The sequence below is a fragment of the Pseudothauera nasutitermitis genome (assembly GCF_004801295.1).
GTDB lineage: Bacteria > Pseudomonadota > Gammaproteobacteria > Burkholderiales > Rhodocyclaceae > Pseudothauera > Pseudothauera nasutitermitis.
The window spans coordinates 334770-350573 of record NZ_SSOC01000005.1 but is presented as its reverse complement, the minus strand read 5'-3'; the positions used below and the strand labels follow the sequence as shown (position 1 = coordinate 350573).

Genomic DNA, 15804 nt, shown 5'->3' with positions numbered 1-15804 from the left:
CTTACTGTCCGGCCAGCATGCTCATCACCGCCATGCGTACGGCGATGCCGAAGGTGACCTGCGGCAGGATCACCGCCTGCGCGCCGTCGGCCACCGCGGAGTCGATTTCCACGCCGCGGTTCATCGGCCCGGGGTGCATGACGATGGCGTCGGGCTTGGCGAGGGCGAGCTTCTCGGCGGTGAGCCCCCAGACCTTGTAGAACTCCTGCGGGGTGGGCAGCAGGGCGCCGTTCATGCGTTCGTTCTGCAGGCGCAGCATCATCACCACGTCCACGTCCTTCAGGCCGGCGCGCATGTCGTGGAACACGCGCACGCCTAGGCCCTCCAGCGCGGTGGGCAGCAGGGTCTTGGGGCCGATCACGCGGATGTCCGGCACGCCCAGGGTGTTGAGCGCGACGATCTGGCTGCGCGCCACGCGCGAGTGCAGCACGTCGCCGACGATGGCCACCGACAGGTTGGTGAAGTCGCGCTTGTAGTGGCGGATGGTGTACATGTCCAGCAGCCCCTGGGTGGGGTGGGCATGGCGCCCGTCGCCGGCATTGACCACGTGGATGTGCTCGCGCCCGGTGGCCTGCAGGTGCTGGGCGATCAGCACCGGCGCGCCGCTGGCGGCGTGGCGCACGACGAACATGTCGGCCTGCATGGCGCACAGGTTGTCCACCGTGTCGAGCAGGCTTTCGCCCTTGGCGGTGGAACTGGTGGACACGTTGAGGTTCACCACGTCGGCAGACAGGCGCTTGGCGGCGATCTCGAAAGTGGTGCGGGTGCGCGTGGAGTTTTCGAAGAACAGGTTGAAGATGCTCTTGCCGCGCAGTAGCGGCAGCTTCTTCACCTCGCGTTCGGCCACCTCGGTGAACGGCGCGGCGGTGTCCAGGATGGCGGTGAGGATGTCGCGCGGCAGGCCGTCCAGGGTGAGCAGGTGCTGCAGTTCGCCGCGCTTGTTGAGTTGGGGGTCACGCATCGATCAACCTCAGGGCAAGGGCGCCGCCGTCGCCGCGTTCGAGCTGCAGGCTCTGCGCGGCGGGCAGGGATTGGGGCAGGGTGTGGGCGCAGTAGCGCGCGGCGATCGGCAGTTCGCGTCCGCCGCGGTCGACCAGCACGGCCAGTTCGACCTTGGCGGGGCGGCCGAAGTCGAACAGTTCGTTGAGCGCGGCGCGTGTGGTGCGGCCGGTGTACAGCACGTCATCGACGATGATCACGTGCGCGCCTTCCACGTTGAACGGGATCTCGGTGCGCTGCGGCTGCGGGTGCAGGCCCTTGGAGCCGTAGTCGTCGCGGTAGAAGGACACGTCGATGGCGCCCAGCGGCTGGCTGAGGCCGAGCGCGGCGTGCAGGCGTTCGGCCAGCCATACGCCGCCGGTGTGGATGCCGACCAGGGCGGTGGCGGCGGTGATCTGCGGGCGCATCTGTTCGATGAGCTGCGCGCACAGGGTTTCTGCGTCAAGACTAGGCATGGCGTCGTGCGTCCAGGAAGTTTTGCAGGAGGATGCGGGCGGCGGCGGCATCCACCGCCGCCTTGCGGTCGCGCCAGCGCTGCACGCCGGCGTCGCGTAATGCGTGCTCGGCCTCGGCCGAACTGAGGCGTTCATCCACCTCGGCAACCGGCAGGCCGTAGCGCCCGTGGAGCTGGTTGGCGAAGCGCCGGCAGCGCGCGGTGAGTTCGTGCGCGTTGCCATCCAGATGGGTGGGAATGCCCACCACCAGGGCCACCGGGCGCCATTCGGCGAGCAGCTTTTCGATGGCGGCAAAGCGTGCTTGGTTGGCTTCCCCGGCGATGGTGGCGAGCGCGCTGGCCTGGCCGGTTTCCAGTTCGCCGACGGCCACGCCGATGCGCGCGAGGCCGAAGTCGAATCCCAGCAGGGTGCCGCGCGCGGGCAGGGGGGCCGCAGCCTCAGGCATGTCCCGCCACGTCGCTGAGGTTGGCGAAATCGACGCCCAGGCGCTGCAGCGCCGCCGCGAAGCGCTCTTCGGGCGGCAGGTCGAAGACGATGGCGAGATCGGCCGGCACGGTCAGCCAGGCGTTGTCGGCGAGCTCCTGTTCGAGCTGGCCGGCGGTCCACCCGGCGTAGCCCAGGGCCACCAGCACTTCTTCCGGCTGGCCCTGGCTGCCCAGCGCCTGCAGGATGTCGCGGCTGCTGGTCAGCGCGGCCTCCTCGCCGACCTTCAGGGTGGAATGCCAGTCGCCCGCCGGGCGGTGCAGCACGAAGCCACGGTCGGTCTGCACCGGGCCGCCGAAATACACCGGCTGGTTGGCGAAGCCCTCGGCCTCCAGGGGCACCTCGATGCGCTCGAACAGCGCGCCCAGGGTCATGTCGATGGGGCGATTGACGATGACGCCCAGCGCGCCATGGTCGGTGTGCTCGGCGATGTAGGTCAGCGTACGGGCGAAATTGGGATCCGCCATGCCCGGCATGGCGATCAGGAAGTGATGGGTGAGGTTCGAAGTCAGGCCGCTCATGGCATCATTTTACGCCCTTGTCGGCACGCTGGCGGAAGGAAGCTGAGCCGTGCCGCCGTCGTTGCCGTGTTCGCCGGAAAACTTCGTTCATGTCCTCCGCCCTCGTCTGGTTCCGCAGGGATCTGCGCAGTTTCGATCATGCCGCGCTGTCGCGCGCCTTGAGCGCGCACGAGCGCGTGCATTGCGTCTTCGTGTTCGATACGCGGATCCTCGATACCCTGGCGGACCGCGCCGACCGCCGGGTCGCCTTCATCCTGCGCTGCGTGGCCGAACTGAACGACGCGCTGGCGCGGCTGGGCGCGGCTGCCGGGGTGACCGGCGCCGGGCTGATCGTGCGCCACGGCCGCGCCGACGAGGAGATCCCCCGGCTGGCCGCTGCGCTGGGCGTCGAGGCGGTATTCGCCAACCGCGACTACGAGCCGGACGCCATCGTGCGCGACGGCCGGGTGGCTGCTGCCCTGGCGCGCATGGGCACCGTCTTCGGCGACTGCAAGGATCAGGTGGTATTCGAGCGCGACGAGGTGATGACGCAGGGCGGTACGCCGTTCAGCATGTTCACGCCCTACCGCAACGCCTGGCTGCGCAGGCTGGAGGCGGAGGGCTTGCCGTCCTGGCCGGTCGAACCCCATGCCGGCCGCCTGGCGCCGCTGGCACCCGGCGAGCACCTGCCCACGCTGGCCGAGCTGGGGTTCGCGCCGCCGCCGGCGGGCGGGCCACTGGAGCAGGCCGGCATGTCTGCCGGGGGAACGCTGGCCGACGGGTTCTTCGCGCGCATCGGGCATTATCACGAGGCGCGCGACTATCCGGGCGTGAAGGGCGTGTCCTATCTGTCCGCCCACCTGCGCTTCGGTACCGTGTCGGTGCGCGAACTGGTGCGCCGCGCACGCGAAACCGGCGGCGAGGGCGCGCGTGTCTGGGTGGATGAACTGATCTGGCGCGAGTTCTACCAGATGATCCTGTGGCATCACCCGCGGGTGCTCACGCACTGCTTTCGTCCGGAGTACGACCGCCTGCGCTGGGACGATGCGCCCGATCTGCTGGCGGCGTGGAAGGCCGGGCGCACCGGTTATCCGCTGGTCGATGCGGGCATGCGCCAGCTGGCGGGTAGCGGTTATATGCACAACCGCCTGCGCATGCTGACCGCGTCTTTCCTGAGCAAGGACCTGGGGGTGGACTGGCGCCTCGGCGAGCGCCATTTCGCCGACCTGCTGCTCGATTACGACCTGGCGGCCAACAACGGCGGCTGGCAATGGGCGGCGTCCACCGGCTGCGACGCGCAGCCTTATTTCCGCATCTTCAATCCGCTGGCCCAGTCGGAACGTTTCGACCCGCACGGCACCTTCATCCGCAAGTACGTGCCGGAACTGGCCGGCGTGCCGGCACGCTGGATCCACGCGCCGTGGAAGATGGACGAAGCCGCGCAGCGCGCCGCCGGCGTGCGCATCGGCCACGACTATCCGGCACCGCTGGTGGACCATGCCGCCGCGCGGGCGCGCACGCTGGCGCGTTTTGGGGCGGTGAAAGGGTGAACAAACGGGGGCTGCCTATGTCCGGATCCGTCTGGACAGGTACGCCGCGATTCACGGGCGATGGATCACGGTGCAGAACTGCCCCGATACCCCCAGCCGGAGCCCTCCAGGTAGCTCTGGGATTGCGCGTTGGTGAAGTCGATCATCATGGTGAGGATCTGCACTGGGTCCGTGCCTTTCGCGGTTTCCGCCTCGTATAGCGCGCGCCGCTGCGCATCGATCACTGCGGCTTCGCTCTCGAATTGGGACTTGAAGGCGTCATCGACGACCCGCCCCGAGCCGGCCAGCCGGATCGGCCCGCCGTTTTCGACCGAGTCGCGGATGTCGTACAGGATGCCGCTCGGGATGTATGCCATGTCGCTGGCAAGCTTTGCGGCGGTTTGCGGGCTGGAGCGGGCGGCCTGCAGCATCCATTCCTGGCCGGGCGTTCTGGCGGCCGCGGCGCCGTTCTCGCTCGCGGCAAGCTCCTTGCCCTGGCTGGACAGGGTCACCCTTTCGGCATTCTTCGACGAATCCGTGGAGGAAAGCTGTAGCGCGGCGCTGTTCTGCTGCTGCACGGCGGTTCTGATGGACGAAGCGTAGGCCTGTATGCCGTAACCAGACTGGATGATCATGTCGTTCTCCATGCGGGTGGATTGACATGTCCCTTATAGCAATGCTCATGCCATCTACGGTTTTTGCAGGGATTCCGGATGGGGCGTCGTCCGGTGGCGGACATGGGCAGCATCGATCCGGCAAGAAATGCCGGATCGGCGCGGGGGCGCAGCTGCTTCAGTGTGCGCCGGTGTAACCCGCCAGCAGGGCCAGCAGTTCCTCTTCCTGGTAAGGCTTGCCGAGGTAGTGATTGGCGCCCACTTCCTCCGCGTAGCGGCGGTGCTTGTCCGCCAGGCGGGAGGTGATCATGATCACCGGCACGGCACGCGTACGCTCGTCGGCGCGGATGTTGCGCACCAGGTCGAAGCCGTCCATGCGCGGCATCTCGATGTCGGAGAGCACCACATCGGGCACGCTTTCCAGCAGCTTTTCCAGCGCATCCACGCCGTCCTTGGCGGTGATCACGCGGTAGCCCTCGCGTTCGAGCAGGCGGCCGGTGATCTTGCGCACGGTGAGCGAGTCGTCCACCACCATGACGGTGGGGATGTGCGCGGGGGCCGGTGCGGCCAGCGGGGCGGCGGCCAGCGCGCCGTCGCTTCCGGCGGCGTCCTGGCCCGCGCCCAGCCCACGGCTGGCGAGCGCCACCGGGTTGAGGATCAGCACGATCTCGCCGTCGCCCAGCACCGTGGCGCCGGACACGCCGACCAGGCGGGCGACCTGCGGGCCAGCGTTCTTGACGACGATTTCCTGGTTGCCGCGCAGGCCGTCCACGTGCAGCGCCAGGGTCTGCGCGCCGGCGCGCAGCAGCAGTATCCAGTTGAAGCGCTGCACCTCGGGCTGGGTATGACGGTCGCCGAGCAGGCGGGGCAGGTAGCGGTAGCTGTAATGCTCGTCCTGCCATTCGGTGCCGCCTTCGGTGCGCAGGCGTTCGAGGGCATCGGCCTTCAGCTCGAGCACCTGGGCGATCATGCTGGACGGCACGGCCCAGCTGCGGTTGCCCGCGCGCACCAGCAGCGCCTGGGTGACCGCGAGGGTGAGCGGCAGGTAGATGCGGAAGCGCGTGCCCTGGCCGGGTTGGCTGGAAACGTCGAGGCGGCCGCCGAGCGCGGCGGTCTCGGACTTCACCACGTCCATGCCGACGCCACGGCCGGACAGCGTGGACACCGAGCCGGCGGTGGAAAAGCCGGGCACGAAGATCAGGTTGGTCAGGCGCTTCTCGTCCGCCTGTTCGTCGGCGCCCAGCAGGCCGTTGGCGCGCGCGCGTTCGGCGATGCGGGCGAAATCGAGCCCCGCGCCGTCGTCGGCCAGGTCGATGGCGATTTCGTTGCCTTCCTGGCGCACGGTGAGGGTGATCTCGCCGATTTCGGCCTTGCCCGCCTCGCGGCGCGCGGCGGGCGCCTCGATGCCGTGGGCGATGGAGTTGCGCAGCAGGTGTTCGAGCGGCGCGACCATGTGCTCCAGCACGCCGCGGTCGAGTTCGATGCGGCCGCCGCGCAGGTCCAGCGTGGCGCGCTTGCCGAGGTCCTTGGCGCTTTGCCGCACCACGCGGTGCAGGCGGTCGGCGAGGTTCTCGAAGGGCACCATGCGCACCTGCATCAGCGCCTGCTGCAGTTCGCGCGACATGCGCGCCTGGCCGTGCAGGGCGACGTCGGCGCCGTCGAGGTTCTTCAGCAGGTTCTGCTGCACCGTGGTGACGTCGTTGACGCTCTCCGCCATCATCCGGGTGAGTTCCTGCAGCCGGGTGTAGCGGTCCATCTCCAGTGGGTCGAACTCCGCGTGATGGCTTTCGGCCTGGGCGATGCGCGACTGCATCTGCACTTCGGCCTGGATTTCCACCTCGCGCAGCTGGTTGCGCAGGCGGATGACGTTTTCGGTGAGGTCGAGCAGCGAGCGGCGCAGGGTGCGCAGTTCGCCTTCGATGCGGGTGCGCGCGATGCCGATTTCGCCGGCCTGGTTGACGAAGTGGTCGACCGCGTCGGCGCGCACGCGCAGCGTGGCGCTGCCCGAGCCGGTTTCGTGTTCGGCGGCGACTTCGACGGGTTCGGCGGCAGGTGCCGCCGGCCGGGGGGCGTCGTCGCCGGGCGCTGCCGCGAGGGGGGCGGACGGGGGCCGCGGGGCGCCGGTGTCGCCGCTGGCCAGCGCGTCGATGGCCTGTTCGGCGAGGTCCAGGCTGCTTTCGAGCTCGTCGATGATCGCGGCTGGATCGCTGCCCGCGCGGCGGGCGGCCTCCAGCGTGGTTTCCATCTGATGGACGTGCTCGCCCAGGTTCATCGCCCCGGTCATGCGCGCGCTGCCCTTCAGCGTGTGCAACTGGCGGGCGAGGCGCTGGGCGAATTCGTCGCTGTCCGGCTCGTTGCGCCAGGCGCGCAATGCGCCGTGCAGTTCGCCGAGCAGGTCGCCGCTTTCTTCCAGGAAGATGGGCAGCAGCTGGGTATCGATTTCGTCATGCACCGGCGGCGGGGCTTCGCGCGCGGGGGCTTCGTCCTGGGGCGGGAGCAGCGCGTCGGGCGTGTCGCCGCCGAGTGCTGGCGGGGGCGGAGTTTCGTCCTCGGCGGGGCGCCGGCCGACCGTCTCGAGCTGCTCGATGAGTTCCGGCACGGGCAGCGGCAGGGTGCGCGCGCTGACTTCGACGAGCATCGCCTCGAGGGTTTCCAGGCTGCTCTGCAGCAGTGCGACCTGTTCCGCGCTGGGCGGCAACTGGTTGTCGCGGCAGCGCGCCTGGGCGTATTCGAGCGCGCGGGCGAGGGCCTGCAGGGGTGTCAGGCGCGCGGTGCCGGAAATGCCCGCCAGCGTGTGCGCGGCACGCACCGCCACCTCGAGCGGCGGCTGCGTGGGGTTGGCGCGCAGGCGGACGATTTCCTGATGCAGCGTGCTCAGATGGTGGCGCGCCTCGGCCAGATAGAGGTCGTACAGTGGGCGCGAGATCTCGGCGTCGCCGATGCGGATGAAGTCGGCGTTCTCGTCGTCGGGCCAGGTGTCGGCGGGCGAGCCGGCTTCGGCGGCGGGGAGCGCGTCCGCGTCGTCCGGGGCGCTGTGCTCCAGCAGCGGCGCTTCGGCCTCCGCTGTGTCGGTGGCGGGCGGCGCTTGTTCGGCGATCGGGGCGAGAGGCTGGAGCTCGATCTCTTCAGCCGCCCCCGCTTCGGTCTGCTCCGCGTCAGGCGGGGGCGGGGCCTGTTCGTCGACGGGCGCTGCGGGGGGCGCTTCCGCCTCTTCGGAGTCGAATTCGTCCCCGAGGATTTCGAGGTCGATGCTCTCCAGTGCTTCCTCGACCGTATCGTCGGGCGGTGCGTTGAAGTCGGCCAGTCCGAGTACCGTGGAGGTGGCGTCGTCCGCCGCCTGCTCCGCCGGGGGGCCGTCGGTGTGCGCCACCGGCAGGACTTCGCCTTCTTCCGAGAGCGACAGGTCGAACTCGAAACGCTCGGGTTCGGCAGGCGTTTCGGCGCTGTGCACGACGGCATCGGCGATCGGCAACGGATCGTGGATCGGCTGTTCGCTGTCGCGCAGGCGTTCGGCCTCGGCGAGCAACGCGGCGGTGTCGCGCTGGTGTGCGCCGCCGGCATGCAGTTGCGCCACCCAGTCGGAGAATACTTGGTGGGCGGCATCGACAAGGTGGTGCAGCGCCGGCGTGGGTGTCCATTCGAGTTGCAGCCAGCGGTTGAGCGTCTGTTCCATGCCCCAGGCGCTTTCGCCCAGGTCGCGCAGGCCGACCATGCGGCCACTGCCCTTGAGGGTGTGGAAGCCGCGCCGGATGGCGGTGAAGTACTCGGTGTTGGACGGTTCGGTGCGCGACAGTTCGAGATGCTCGCCGATCGAGGCAAGCACTTCCTGGGCTTCTTCGATGAAGATTTCCAGCAGCTCGGCGTCGACCTCGGCGTCGCTGGCCTCGATCAGGCGTTGGGTTTCGGCTGCCGGCGCGGGGATTTCCAGCGGGGGCGGCGGCAGATCCTCGGCATCGAACTCGTCGGGGGCGGCTTCCGGCGGCGCGGGTTCTTCCTCGGCGGGTGGCGCGGTGGGTTCGGCCGGAGGGGGCTCTGCGGCAGCCGGTGCTGCCGTCCGGGCCGGGGCCGGCGCGGGTTCGATGGCCGGCGCCGTGGTTTCGTCCGCCGCTTCGGGTGGGGGGTACTCGGCCTCTTCGAGCTCTGCGCTCTCTTCCCCGGCCGCGCCCGGGTTCAGGAAGGCGTCCAGCGAGGCCGGTCCGTGTTGCAGCGCCTGGATATAGAAACCCAGCGCGGAAAGACGATGGGCGAGGGCTGCGGTGGCTTCCGCGTCGGGTTCGTCGGTGGCCGCGGCGAAGGCGGCGATTTCCTCCGCGGCGCCGTGGACCAGGGCAAGGGCCTCTTCATCGCCCAGCAGGCTGAGCGCGCCCTCGATCTGGTGCAGCGGCCCGGCCAGGCCGGCCAGCGGGGCACGCTTCTCGTGGTTGCGGAAGAAGTCGTCGAGGGTCTGTTCGACCTGCGCCAGGCTGACCAGGATTTCGCGGGCAAGCTGGGCCAGCGCGTCGCGTTCCTGGTTGCGCCGGGCACCCTGGGCGGTGGGCGACAGTTCGGCGGTTTCCACCGCTTCGCCGCGCATCAGCGCGGCAATGCGCTTGAGCGTGTCGGCGACCTGGGCGGAGAAGGCGGGGTCGGGACCGCCCCGGTCCAGCGCGGATTCGCCGAGCAGCAGGGCGGTGGCGATCTCCAGCGAGAGGGCTTCGTTGAGTTGCAGCGGATCCTTGCGCAGCCACTGCAGGAAACCGTCCAGGCCGACCAGCAGCCGGGAGAACGGCGGCCGGCCGAGCTGTGCGGCCTGCTGGGCGAGTTCGCCGAGCTGGGTTTCGAAGCGCTGCAGCGCGGCGGCGTTGCCGGTGCAGAAGCTGTCCCAGGTTTCCTTGGCGTTGTTGAGCTTGCCGTGCAGGTTTTGCAGCAGCGGGCCGAGCGGTGCGTCGCTGACCGTGGCGCCGGCTTCGGGAACCAGGGTGTCGAGCGCCCAGGTTTCGCGCACGGCGTGCTGGTGGGCGGTGACCGCCGGGGTGACGGCGATGCGATGGAGCACTTCGCGCAGCAGGCGATCGGGCACTGCGGTGCTGCCGCCCAGCGTGCGGCGCAACTGGGCATCGAGCCGCGCGCACAGCCGGCGGGCGGTGTCGTCCTGGGGCAGGGGTTGCCCCTCTGCGGTGTCGAACAGGGCGATGGCGGCCCACCACAGCGTGCGTGCGGGTGTGGCGGCGAGCACGCGCTCGATTTCCACCACGGCCTCGCGCATGGCCTGCGGGCCTTCCGGGGACGCCGGGACGCGCAGCCAGCCGAGCAGGCCGCGCTCGAAGCGCGCGCGCAGGGTGCGCAGGTGGCCGCGCCGGGCGGCCTCGGGCACCGTGGCCTGACCGCCGCGCCGGGGCGGGCGCCGGCCGAGGTCGGGGAAGAACAGGTCCACGGCCGAGTATTCGCGGCCGCGCAGGGTCTGGATTTCGCCGTACAGGCCGGCCAGGCGCAACGGCTGGTCGATGGCGCCGTGGGCGAGTTCGTCGAGGTAGTTGGCGATGGCCGCGAGGCCGCGCCGGCCGACCTTGAACAAGGCCTCGTCGCTGGGCACTTCGCCGCGCGCGGCGGCGCCGAACAGCTGGTCGAGCGCGTCGGCGAACTGGGTCAGGCCGTCGAGGCCGACGATGGACAACGCGCCGCGCGCCTGGTGCAGGTGAGTCTGCGCGAACTGGATGCGGGCCGCTGGTTCGGCGGCGCCGGCGGCTTCCTCCAGTCCCTCGGCGGCGCGCGCCAGCGCGTTGTCGATCTCGCCCTTGACCCAGGTGAGCGGGCCGAGATCCGGTCCGGGTGCGTGCGTCATGTGTCGGTCTCTCGCCTGGTGAGCCGGTCAGACCTTGAAGCCCGACACCGATCCCTTGAGTTCCACTGCGAGGTCGGCCAGCTGGCCGATGGACACGGCGGTCTGCTGCGTGCCGCGCGTGGTCTGTTCGGTGATGCCGAGAATGCCCTTCATCGCCTGGGCAACGCTGGTTGCCGTGGCGGCCTGGCGCTGGGTGTCGGTGGAGATCTGCTCGATGAGGCGGGCGGTTTCCATCGACACCTGGCCGATCTCGGACAGCGCCTGGCCGGCGGCGTCGGACAGCTGGGCGCCCTCGACCACGTCGCGGGTGGCGTTTTCCATGGCGCCCACGGCGTCTTGGGTGTCGGTCTGAATGGTCTTCACGATCGCCGAGATCTGCTTGGTGGCCTCGGCGGAGCGTTCGGCCAGGCGCTGCACTTCTTCCGCGACCACGGTGAAGCCGCGGCCCGCCTCGCCGGCGGAGGCCGCCTGGATGGCAGCGTTGAGCGCCAGTACGTTGGTCTGCTCGGTAATGTCGGAGATCAGTTCGACGATTTCGCCGATCTCCTGCGAGGATTCGCCCAGGCGCTTGATGCGCTTGGAGGTTTCCTGGATCTTCTCGCGGATGTCGTTCATGCCGCGGATGGTGTTTTCCACCGCGTCCGCGCCCTTGCGCGCGGAATCCAGCGAGCGGCGGGCGACCTGCGCGGACTGCAGCGCGCGGGCGGAGGATTCGGTCATCGACTGGGCCATCTGTTCCACGGTGCTGCCGGCGCTCTTCAGTTCCTCGGCCTGCTTCTCGGTGGCGGCCAGCAGTTCGCTGGAGGTCTGCTGGGCGGACTGGGTGGCCGCGGTCACGCGGGTGGCGGCGTCGTTGATGCGGCGCACCAGCACGGAGAGTTCCTCGATGGTGTAGTTCACCGAGTCGGCGATGGCGCCGGTGATGTCCTCGGACACCGTGGCGCGGATGGTGAGGTCGCCGTCGGCGAGGTCGCCCATTTCGTTCATCAGCCGCAGGATGGCCTGCTGGGTCTGGTTGCGCTCGCCTTCGGCGTGCAGGCGCTGGCGTTCCGATTCGGCGCGGCGGGCGCCGAGGTCGTCGTTGTAGGTCTTGGCCATCAACACCAGCACGGCGATGCCGGCCAGCGCCGAGATGACCACCGCCAGGGTGGTCGGGTTGAGGCCGCGGAAGGCCAGGTTGTAGGCTTCGGAGAGTTCGTTGGTGCGTGCCAGCAGCGGGCCGGAATCGCGGAAGATGCGGCTGCCGGCCTGCTTGGCCTGCACCAGCAGCTGGATGTTGCCGAGGATGCCGCTGACCGCGTCCAGGGTGTCGAGCGCGGCCTCGTTGAGTTCGTCCAGGCGTGCGCGTGTTTCGGGGTCGCTGGGGGTTTGCTGGAGCAGGGCGAGGTGTTCGCGGAAGGTGTTGGTGTCCTTGCCGAGCAGGAAGGCCACTTCGGGGTCGATGGCGTCGGCCACCAGCAGCGAGTTGGCGTTCTTGGCGATGCGCTGGGTCAGCATCACCGCGCGGTTGGCGGTGGCGATGTCCTGCGAGCGGCCGCCGGACAGCAGCTTCAGCGAGGCGACCTGCTCGGAGAGGTCGAGCAGCACGGCGTTGCCCGCGTTGATGGTGTCCACCGACTGGTTCAGGGTGATCAGGTTCTTGTCCTGCGCCAGCAACTGCGTGGTGTCCTGCTCGGTCTTGCGCCACGCGGTGGTCAGCGCCTGCAGCGCGGGCAGGGTGGAGTCCGGGCTGGCCGGCACGCTGTTGCCGTCGATTTCGCCGCCCTGAGTCAGGGCGCGCAGCAGGTTGGTGAAGCGGGTACTGGCCTGGCGCAGTTCGGCGAAGGCCTGTTCGTTGCCCTGCAGCGACAGCTGCGCAGCCTTGGCGATCTGCTGCGAGAGCATCTGCATTTCACCGGAGGCGGCCACGTAGGTGGTGGCGTGCCCGGCATCGCGCGTCTGCAGCACCAGCAGGCCGGCGGTCAGCGCGACCAGCACGGCGAGCATGATGCCGAGGTTGCGCAGGCGTTCGGCAACCGGACGGGCGGCCTCGCCCGCGCCCTTGGCGTTGGGCGCGGCGGGCACCGGGTCGTGGGTGTCGAGAATGGTGGTCTCGGAGGCCGCATCGGCCTGGGAGGACTTCTTCTTACCGAAGGAAAGTTCGGGAAACTTCAATGCCATGTCGCGTGCTCCGCCGCAAAGTATCCATGCCGTGCGGGCCGTGCGTGGCCCGCTTGCCGTTCATTCTGTGCCCGCATCGAGGAAGCCCGGGTGCGCGAGCAGACGCGCGGCATCCAGCTTGAACCACAGGCGGTCCTGGGTGTCGCGCAGGCGTTGGGCGACCCAGGGACGCGGGTCGGCTTCGCCATGGTCGGCCTCGAAATCCTCCGGGCTGCGCAGCCCGAGCGCGCGTGAGACCAGAATCGCGCTGTTGATGCTGTGGCGTGCGCCGATCAGCAGCAGCCGGGCGTGGCCGGCCGGCACGATGGGCGCGCCCTGGTGGAAGGCCGAGAAATCCACCACGCCGTACAGGGTGCCGCGCACGTTGGCCACGCCGCTGAACCAGGGGCGGGTCAGCGGCACCGGACTGAGCGGGGGGACGGGCAGGATCTCGCCGCTGTCGGTGAGATCGACCAGCCAGTTCTCTTCGCCGACGCGCAGGCCGAGCAGCGCGCGGCGGTCGCCGGCGCGCGCCTCGGCCAGGCGGCGCACCAGGCTTTCCTGGAACTCGCGCAGGCTGATGCGCTTGGCCATGGGATCAGCCCAGTGCCTGGATGCGGCCGAGCAGTTCGGCGTGGTCGACCGGCTTGACCAGGTAGTCGTAGGCGCCCTGGCGCATGCCCCAGATGCGGTCGGTCTCCAGCCCCTTGCTGGTGCACATGATGATCGGGATGGCGCGGGTGGCTTCGTCGCGCGAGATGGTGCGGGTGGCCTGGTAGCCGTTCATGCCCGGCATCACCACGTCCATCAGGATCAGGTCGGGCGTCTCGCTCTTGCTCTTGATCACGGCTTCTTCGCCGCTTTCGGCGGTGACCACCTGGTAGCCGTGCTTGATCAGCAGTTCGCTCAGCGCCAGGCGTTCGGTGGGGGAGTCGTCCACCACGAGGATTTTCTTGATCGGCATGGTTCTGGCCTTCCGTCTTCGGTTCGGTGTGAGGCGGGATCAGCCGGCCCGTTTCGGTGCATGCTCGGCCACCGTCTTGAGCAGGCTGTCCTTGGTGAAGGGCTTGGTGAGGTATTCGTCGGAGCCCACCATGCGGCCGCGCGCGCGGTCGAACAGGCCGTCCTTGGAGGACAGCATGATCACCGGCGTGGAGGCCAGGCGGGGGTTTTTCTTGATCAGCGCACAGGTCTGGTAGCCATCCAGGCGCGGCATCATGATGTCGACGAAGATGACATCAGGGTGATGGTCGGCGATCTTCGACAGGGCGTCGAAACCATCCTCGGCGAGCAGGACCTGACAGCCGGCCTGGCCGAGAAAGATCTCGGCGCTGCGCCGGATGGTGTTGCTGTCATCGATCACCATTACCTTCAGGCCGGTCAGGTCCATGGCATCAGGTCCTCGCGGTATCGTCGTACGCCCGCCGGGCAAAGACGCAAGCATACATCATTGCGCGCCGCCTTGCCGCCCTGACGTCATAGCTCGACCAGCTCGAAGTCGTCCTTGCGCGCCTGGCATTCCGGACAGGTCCAGTTCGGCGGCAGGTCTTCCCAACGGGTACCCGGCGGGATGCCGTCGGCCGGCAGGCCGGCGGCCTCGTCGTAGATGAACCCGCAAATCAGGCACATGTAGGTCTTGTATCCGGTGTCGGACATCGGCGGACGTGCTCGGCTGAGGATTGGCGGTAGAATGCGCCGAATCTTACCGCATTCGGCCCGCCGAGTCCCGGTGTCCGCCATTTCCTGCGTCATGTCCCCGCGTCATGTCTGTATCACCGACCGAACCCCTTCCCGCCGTTCTGTGCCTGTCCGCCGGCGATGCCACTGGCGCGGGCGGCCTGCAGTCGGACATCCTCACCCTGGGCAGCATGGGCTGCCACCCGCTCGGCGTGATGACCGCCGTGTGCGTGCGCGACACGCGCGGCGTGGAGGATCTGTTCGCGCTTGATCCGGACGCCTTCGTCGTGCAGGCACGCGTGGTGCTCGAGGACATTCCGGTGCGCGCGTTCAAGCTGGGCATGTGCGGCGGGGTGGAGAACGTCGCCGCGATCGCCGAGATCCTCGCCGACTATCCGGACGTGCCGCTGGTGCTCGAGCCCGCGCTGGCCAGCGGGCCGTCCGACGAGGCCGAGGCCGAGGACATGGCGGCGGCGCTGGCCGAACTGATCCTGCCGCAGGTCACCCTGCTGGTTGCCGACACCCACGAGGTGCTGCGCCTGGCGGGCGCGCTGGCCGACGACGAGGATGACGCGGAGGCTGCGCTGGCGCCCGAGGAGGCGGTGGGCAGCCTGCTCGATCTGGGCGCCGAGTTCGTGCTGCTGACCGGCCTTGGCGACCATGGGCCGCAGGTGCTCAACCGTCTGTTCGGCGCGGGCGGGGTGGTGCGCAGCGATGCCTGGGAGCGTCTTGCGGGGCCCTTCCTCGGCGCGGGCGCCACGCTGTCGGCCGCCGCGGCCGGGGCCCTGGCGCACGGCATGAGCGTGCCCGAGGCGGCGCGTGAGGCGCAGGAATTTACCTGGCAGGCGCTGGCCGCCGCCTTCCGTCCGGGCATGGGGCCGGCGATGCCGGACCGTCTGTTCTGGGCCCGCGAGCGTGTCGGCGATGAGACCTGAACGCGGCCTCTATCTGGTCACGCCGGACGAGGACGACGACGAACGCCTGGCCGCGCGCGTGCAGGCCGTGCTGCAAGGCCGCCCGGCCCTGCTGCAATACCGCAACAAGACCCTGCCGGCGGCGCGCCGGCGCGAACAGGCCGCGCGCCTGCTCGCGCTGACCCGTGCGGCGGGCGTGCCGCTGGTGATCAACGACAGCCTCGAACTGGCGCTGGCGATCGGTGCCGACGGCGTGCATCTGGGGCGTGATGACGGCGACGTCGCCGAGGCGCGCGCGCGCCTGGGGCGCGCGGCCTTGATCGGCGTGTCGTGCTACGACGAATGGGCGCGTGCCGAGGCCGGGGCGCGGGCCGGCGCGGATTACGTGGCCTTCGGCGCGATGTTCGCCTCGCCCACCAAGCCTGCCGCCGTGCGCGCGCCGCTGGCACTGCTGGAGCGCGCGCGCCGCGAACTGGGCGTGGCGGTGGCTGCCATCGGCGGCATCACCCTGGACAACGCGCCGGTGCTGGTGGAGGCTGGCGCCGGCCTGCTGGCGGTGATCAGCGACGTGTTCGGCGACCCCGACCCGGCCGCGCGCGCAGCCGCCTACACCCGCCTGTTCGCCGCTGGACCGGCTTCCGCCGGGCGGCGACAATAACGCCTTTCCCCTTCA

14 protein-coding genes are annotated in these 15804 nt (G+C 69.7%); 3 read left to right on the top strand and 11 right to left on the bottom strand.

The genetic code is table 11. From position 1 onward, the window contains the following. Nucleotide 1: 1 nt before the first annotated feature. Genes E6C76_RS14825 through E6C76_RS14810 form a run of 4 tightly spaced genes read right to left on the bottom strand, consistent with a single transcriptional unit; the run spans nt 2 to nt 2458 of the window. Nucleotides 2–961 carry an aspartate carbamoyltransferase catalytic subunit gene (locus E6C76_RS14825; protein ID WP_136349011.1) on the bottom strand — a complete coding sequence of 320 codons (960 nt, stop codon included), beginning with the start codon at nt 959–961 and terminating at the stop codon, nt 2–4. Next, nucleotides 954–1454, bottom strand: coding sequence for a bifunctional pyr operon transcriptional regulator/uracil phosphoribosyltransferase PyrR (gene pyrR, locus E6C76_RS14820; RefSeq protein WP_136349010.1), 501 nt, complete (start codon nt 1452–1454; stop codon nt 954–956). Before pyrR ends, E6C76_RS14825 begins: the two co-directional genes overlap by 8 nt. Then, entirely contained in the window at nt 1447–1899 is a 453-nt protein-coding gene (gene ruvX / locus E6C76_RS14815) for a Holliday junction resolvase RuvX (RefSeq protein ID WP_136349009.1), read from the bottom strand. Before ruvX ends, pyrR begins: the two co-directional genes overlap by 8 nt. Then, nucleotides 1892–2458 carry a YqgE/AlgH family protein gene (locus E6C76_RS14810; RefSeq protein ID WP_136349008.1) on the bottom strand — a complete coding sequence of 189 codons (567 nt, stop codon included), beginning with the start codon at nt 2456–2458 and terminating at the stop codon, nt 1892–1894. The genes ruvX and E6C76_RS14810 overlap by 8 nt, the downstream gene beginning before the upstream one ends. Before the next feature lie 89 nt (nt 2459–2547). On the opposite strand from E6C76_RS14810, the gene E6C76_RS14805 reads away from it, so the two are divergent. After that, a complete protein-coding gene (locus E6C76_RS14805) occupies nt 2548–3987 on the top strand; it encodes a cryptochrome/photolyase family protein (RefSeq protein ID WP_136349007.1) in 1440 nt (479 codons plus the stop codon). A 65-nt stretch (nt 3988–4052) separates the two neighbouring features. On the opposite strand, the gene E6C76_RS14800 is transcribed toward E6C76_RS14805, so the two are convergent. The 7 genes from E6C76_RS14800 to E6C76_RS14770 all read right to left on the bottom strand — a co-directional run bounded on the left by E6C76_RS14800 (nt 4053) and on the right by E6C76_RS14770 (nt 14169). After that, nucleotides 4053–4601 carry an RNA-binding protein gene (locus E6C76_RS14800; RefSeq protein WP_136349006.1) on the bottom strand — a complete coding sequence of 183 codons (549 nt, stop codon included), beginning with the start codon at nt 4599–4601 and terminating at the stop codon, nt 4053–4055. Between the two features lie 157 nt (nt 4602–4758). After that, nucleotides 4759–10401: a hybrid sensor histidine kinase/response regulator gene (locus E6C76_RS14795; protein WP_136349005.1), complete on the bottom strand. Its 5643-nt coding sequence runs from the start codon at nt 10399–10401 to the stop codon at nt 4759–4761. Nucleotides 10402–10428: 27 nt separating this feature from the next. Beyond that, a complete protein-coding gene (locus E6C76_RS14790) occupies nt 10429–12561 on the bottom strand; it encodes a methyl-accepting chemotaxis protein (RefSeq protein ID WP_136349004.1) in 2133 nt (710 codons plus the stop codon). Nucleotides 12562–12621: 60 nt separating this feature from the next. After that, nucleotides 12622–13134, bottom strand: a complete 513-nt coding sequence (locus E6C76_RS14785; protein WP_136349003.1) for a chemotaxis protein CheW — start codon at nt 13132–13134, stop codon at nt 12622–12624. Between the two features lie 4 nt (nt 13135–13138). Further along, complete coding sequence (locus E6C76_RS14780; protein ID WP_136349002.1) at nt 13139–13504, bottom strand: response regulator; 366 nt, start codon at nt 13502–13504, stop codon at nt 13139–13141. 39 nt (nt 13505–13543) lie between these two features. Next, complete coding sequence (gene pilG / locus E6C76_RS14775) at nt 13544–13930, bottom strand: twitching motility response regulator PilG (protein ID WP_136349001.1); 387 nt, start codon at nt 13928–13930, stop codon at nt 13544–13546. An 86-nt stretch (nt 13931–14016) separates the two neighbouring features. Continuing rightward, on the bottom strand, nt 14017–14169 hold the full coding sequence (locus E6C76_RS14770; RefSeq protein WP_331000020.1) for a rubredoxin: 153 nt from the start codon (nt 14167–14169) through the stop codon (nt 14017–14019). A gap of 134 nt (nt 14170–14303) precedes the next feature. Between E6C76_RS14770 and thiD the strand changes: the two genes are divergently transcribed. Then, nucleotides 14304–15152: a bifunctional hydroxymethylpyrimidine kinase/phosphomethylpyrimidine kinase gene (thiD, locus tag E6C76_RS14765; RefSeq protein ID WP_211090235.1), complete on the top strand. Its 849-nt coding sequence runs from the start codon at nt 14304–14306 to the stop codon at nt 15150–15152. After that, complete coding sequence (gene thiE / locus E6C76_RS14760; protein ID WP_136348999.1) at nt 15142–15789, top strand: thiamine phosphate synthase; 648 nt, start codon at nt 15142–15144, stop codon at nt 15787–15789. The genes thiD and thiE overlap by 11 nt, the downstream gene beginning before the upstream one ends. The last annotated feature ends 15 nt before the right edge of the window (nt 15790–15804 follow it).

What these genes read in the sequence shown, in the direction of transcription:
- E6C76_RS14790 (WP_136349004.1), bottom strand. Translation starts at nt 12,561, where the DNA reads ATGGCATTGAAGTTTCCCGAACTTTCCTTCGGTAAGAAGAAGTCCTCC.
- E6C76_RS14810 (WP_136349008.1), bottom strand. Translation starts at nt 2,458, where the DNA reads ATGAGCGGCCTGACTTCGAACCTCACCCATCACTTCCTGATCGCCATG.
- E6C76_RS14800 (WP_136349006.1), bottom strand. Translation starts at nt 4,601, where the DNA reads ATGATCATCCAGTCTGGTTACGGCATACAGGCCTACGCTTCGTCCATC.
- ruvX (WP_136349009.1), bottom strand. Translation starts at nt 1,899, where the DNA reads ATGCCTGAGGCTGCGGCCCCCCTGCCCGCGCGCGGCACCCTGCTGGGA.
- E6C76_RS14795 (WP_136349005.1), bottom strand. Translation starts at nt 10,401, where the DNA reads ATGACGCACGCACCCGGACCGGATCTCGGCCCGCTCACCTGGGTCAAG.
- E6C76_RS14785 (WP_136349003.1), bottom strand. Translation starts at nt 13,134, where the DNA reads ATGGCCAAGCGCATCAGCCTGCGCGAGTTCCAGGAAAGCCTGGTGCGC.
- E6C76_RS14770 (WP_331000020.1), bottom strand. Translation starts at nt 14,169, where the DNA reads ATGTGCCTGATTTGCGGGTTCATCTACGACGAGGCCGCCGGCCTGCCG.
- thiD (WP_211090235.1), top strand. Translation starts at nt 14,304, where the DNA reads ATGTCTGTATCACCGACCGAACCCCTTCCCGCCGTTCTGTGCCTGTCC.
- thiE (WP_136348999.1), top strand. Translation starts at nt 15,142, where the DNA reads ATGAGACCTGAACGCGGCCTCTATCTGGTCACGCCGGACGAGGACGAC.
- pyrR (WP_136349010.1), bottom strand. Translation starts at nt 1,454, where the DNA reads ATGCCTAGTCTTGACGCAGAAACCCTGTGCGCGCAGCTCATCGAACAG.
- E6C76_RS14825 (WP_136349011.1), bottom strand. Translation starts at nt 961, where the DNA reads ATGCGTGACCCCCAACTCAACAAGCGCGGCGAACTGCAGCACCTGCTC.
- E6C76_RS14780 (WP_136349002.1), bottom strand. Translation starts at nt 13,504, where the DNA reads ATGCCGATCAAGAAAATCCTCGTGGTGGACGACTCCCCCACCGAACGC.
- pilG (WP_136349001.1), bottom strand. Translation starts at nt 13,930, where the DNA reads ATGGACCTGACCGGCCTGAAGGTAATGGTGATCGATGACAGCAACACC.
- E6C76_RS14805 (WP_136349007.1), top strand. Translation starts at nt 2,548, where the DNA reads ATGTCCTCCGCCCTCGTCTGGTTCCGCAGGGATCTGCGCAGTTTCGAT.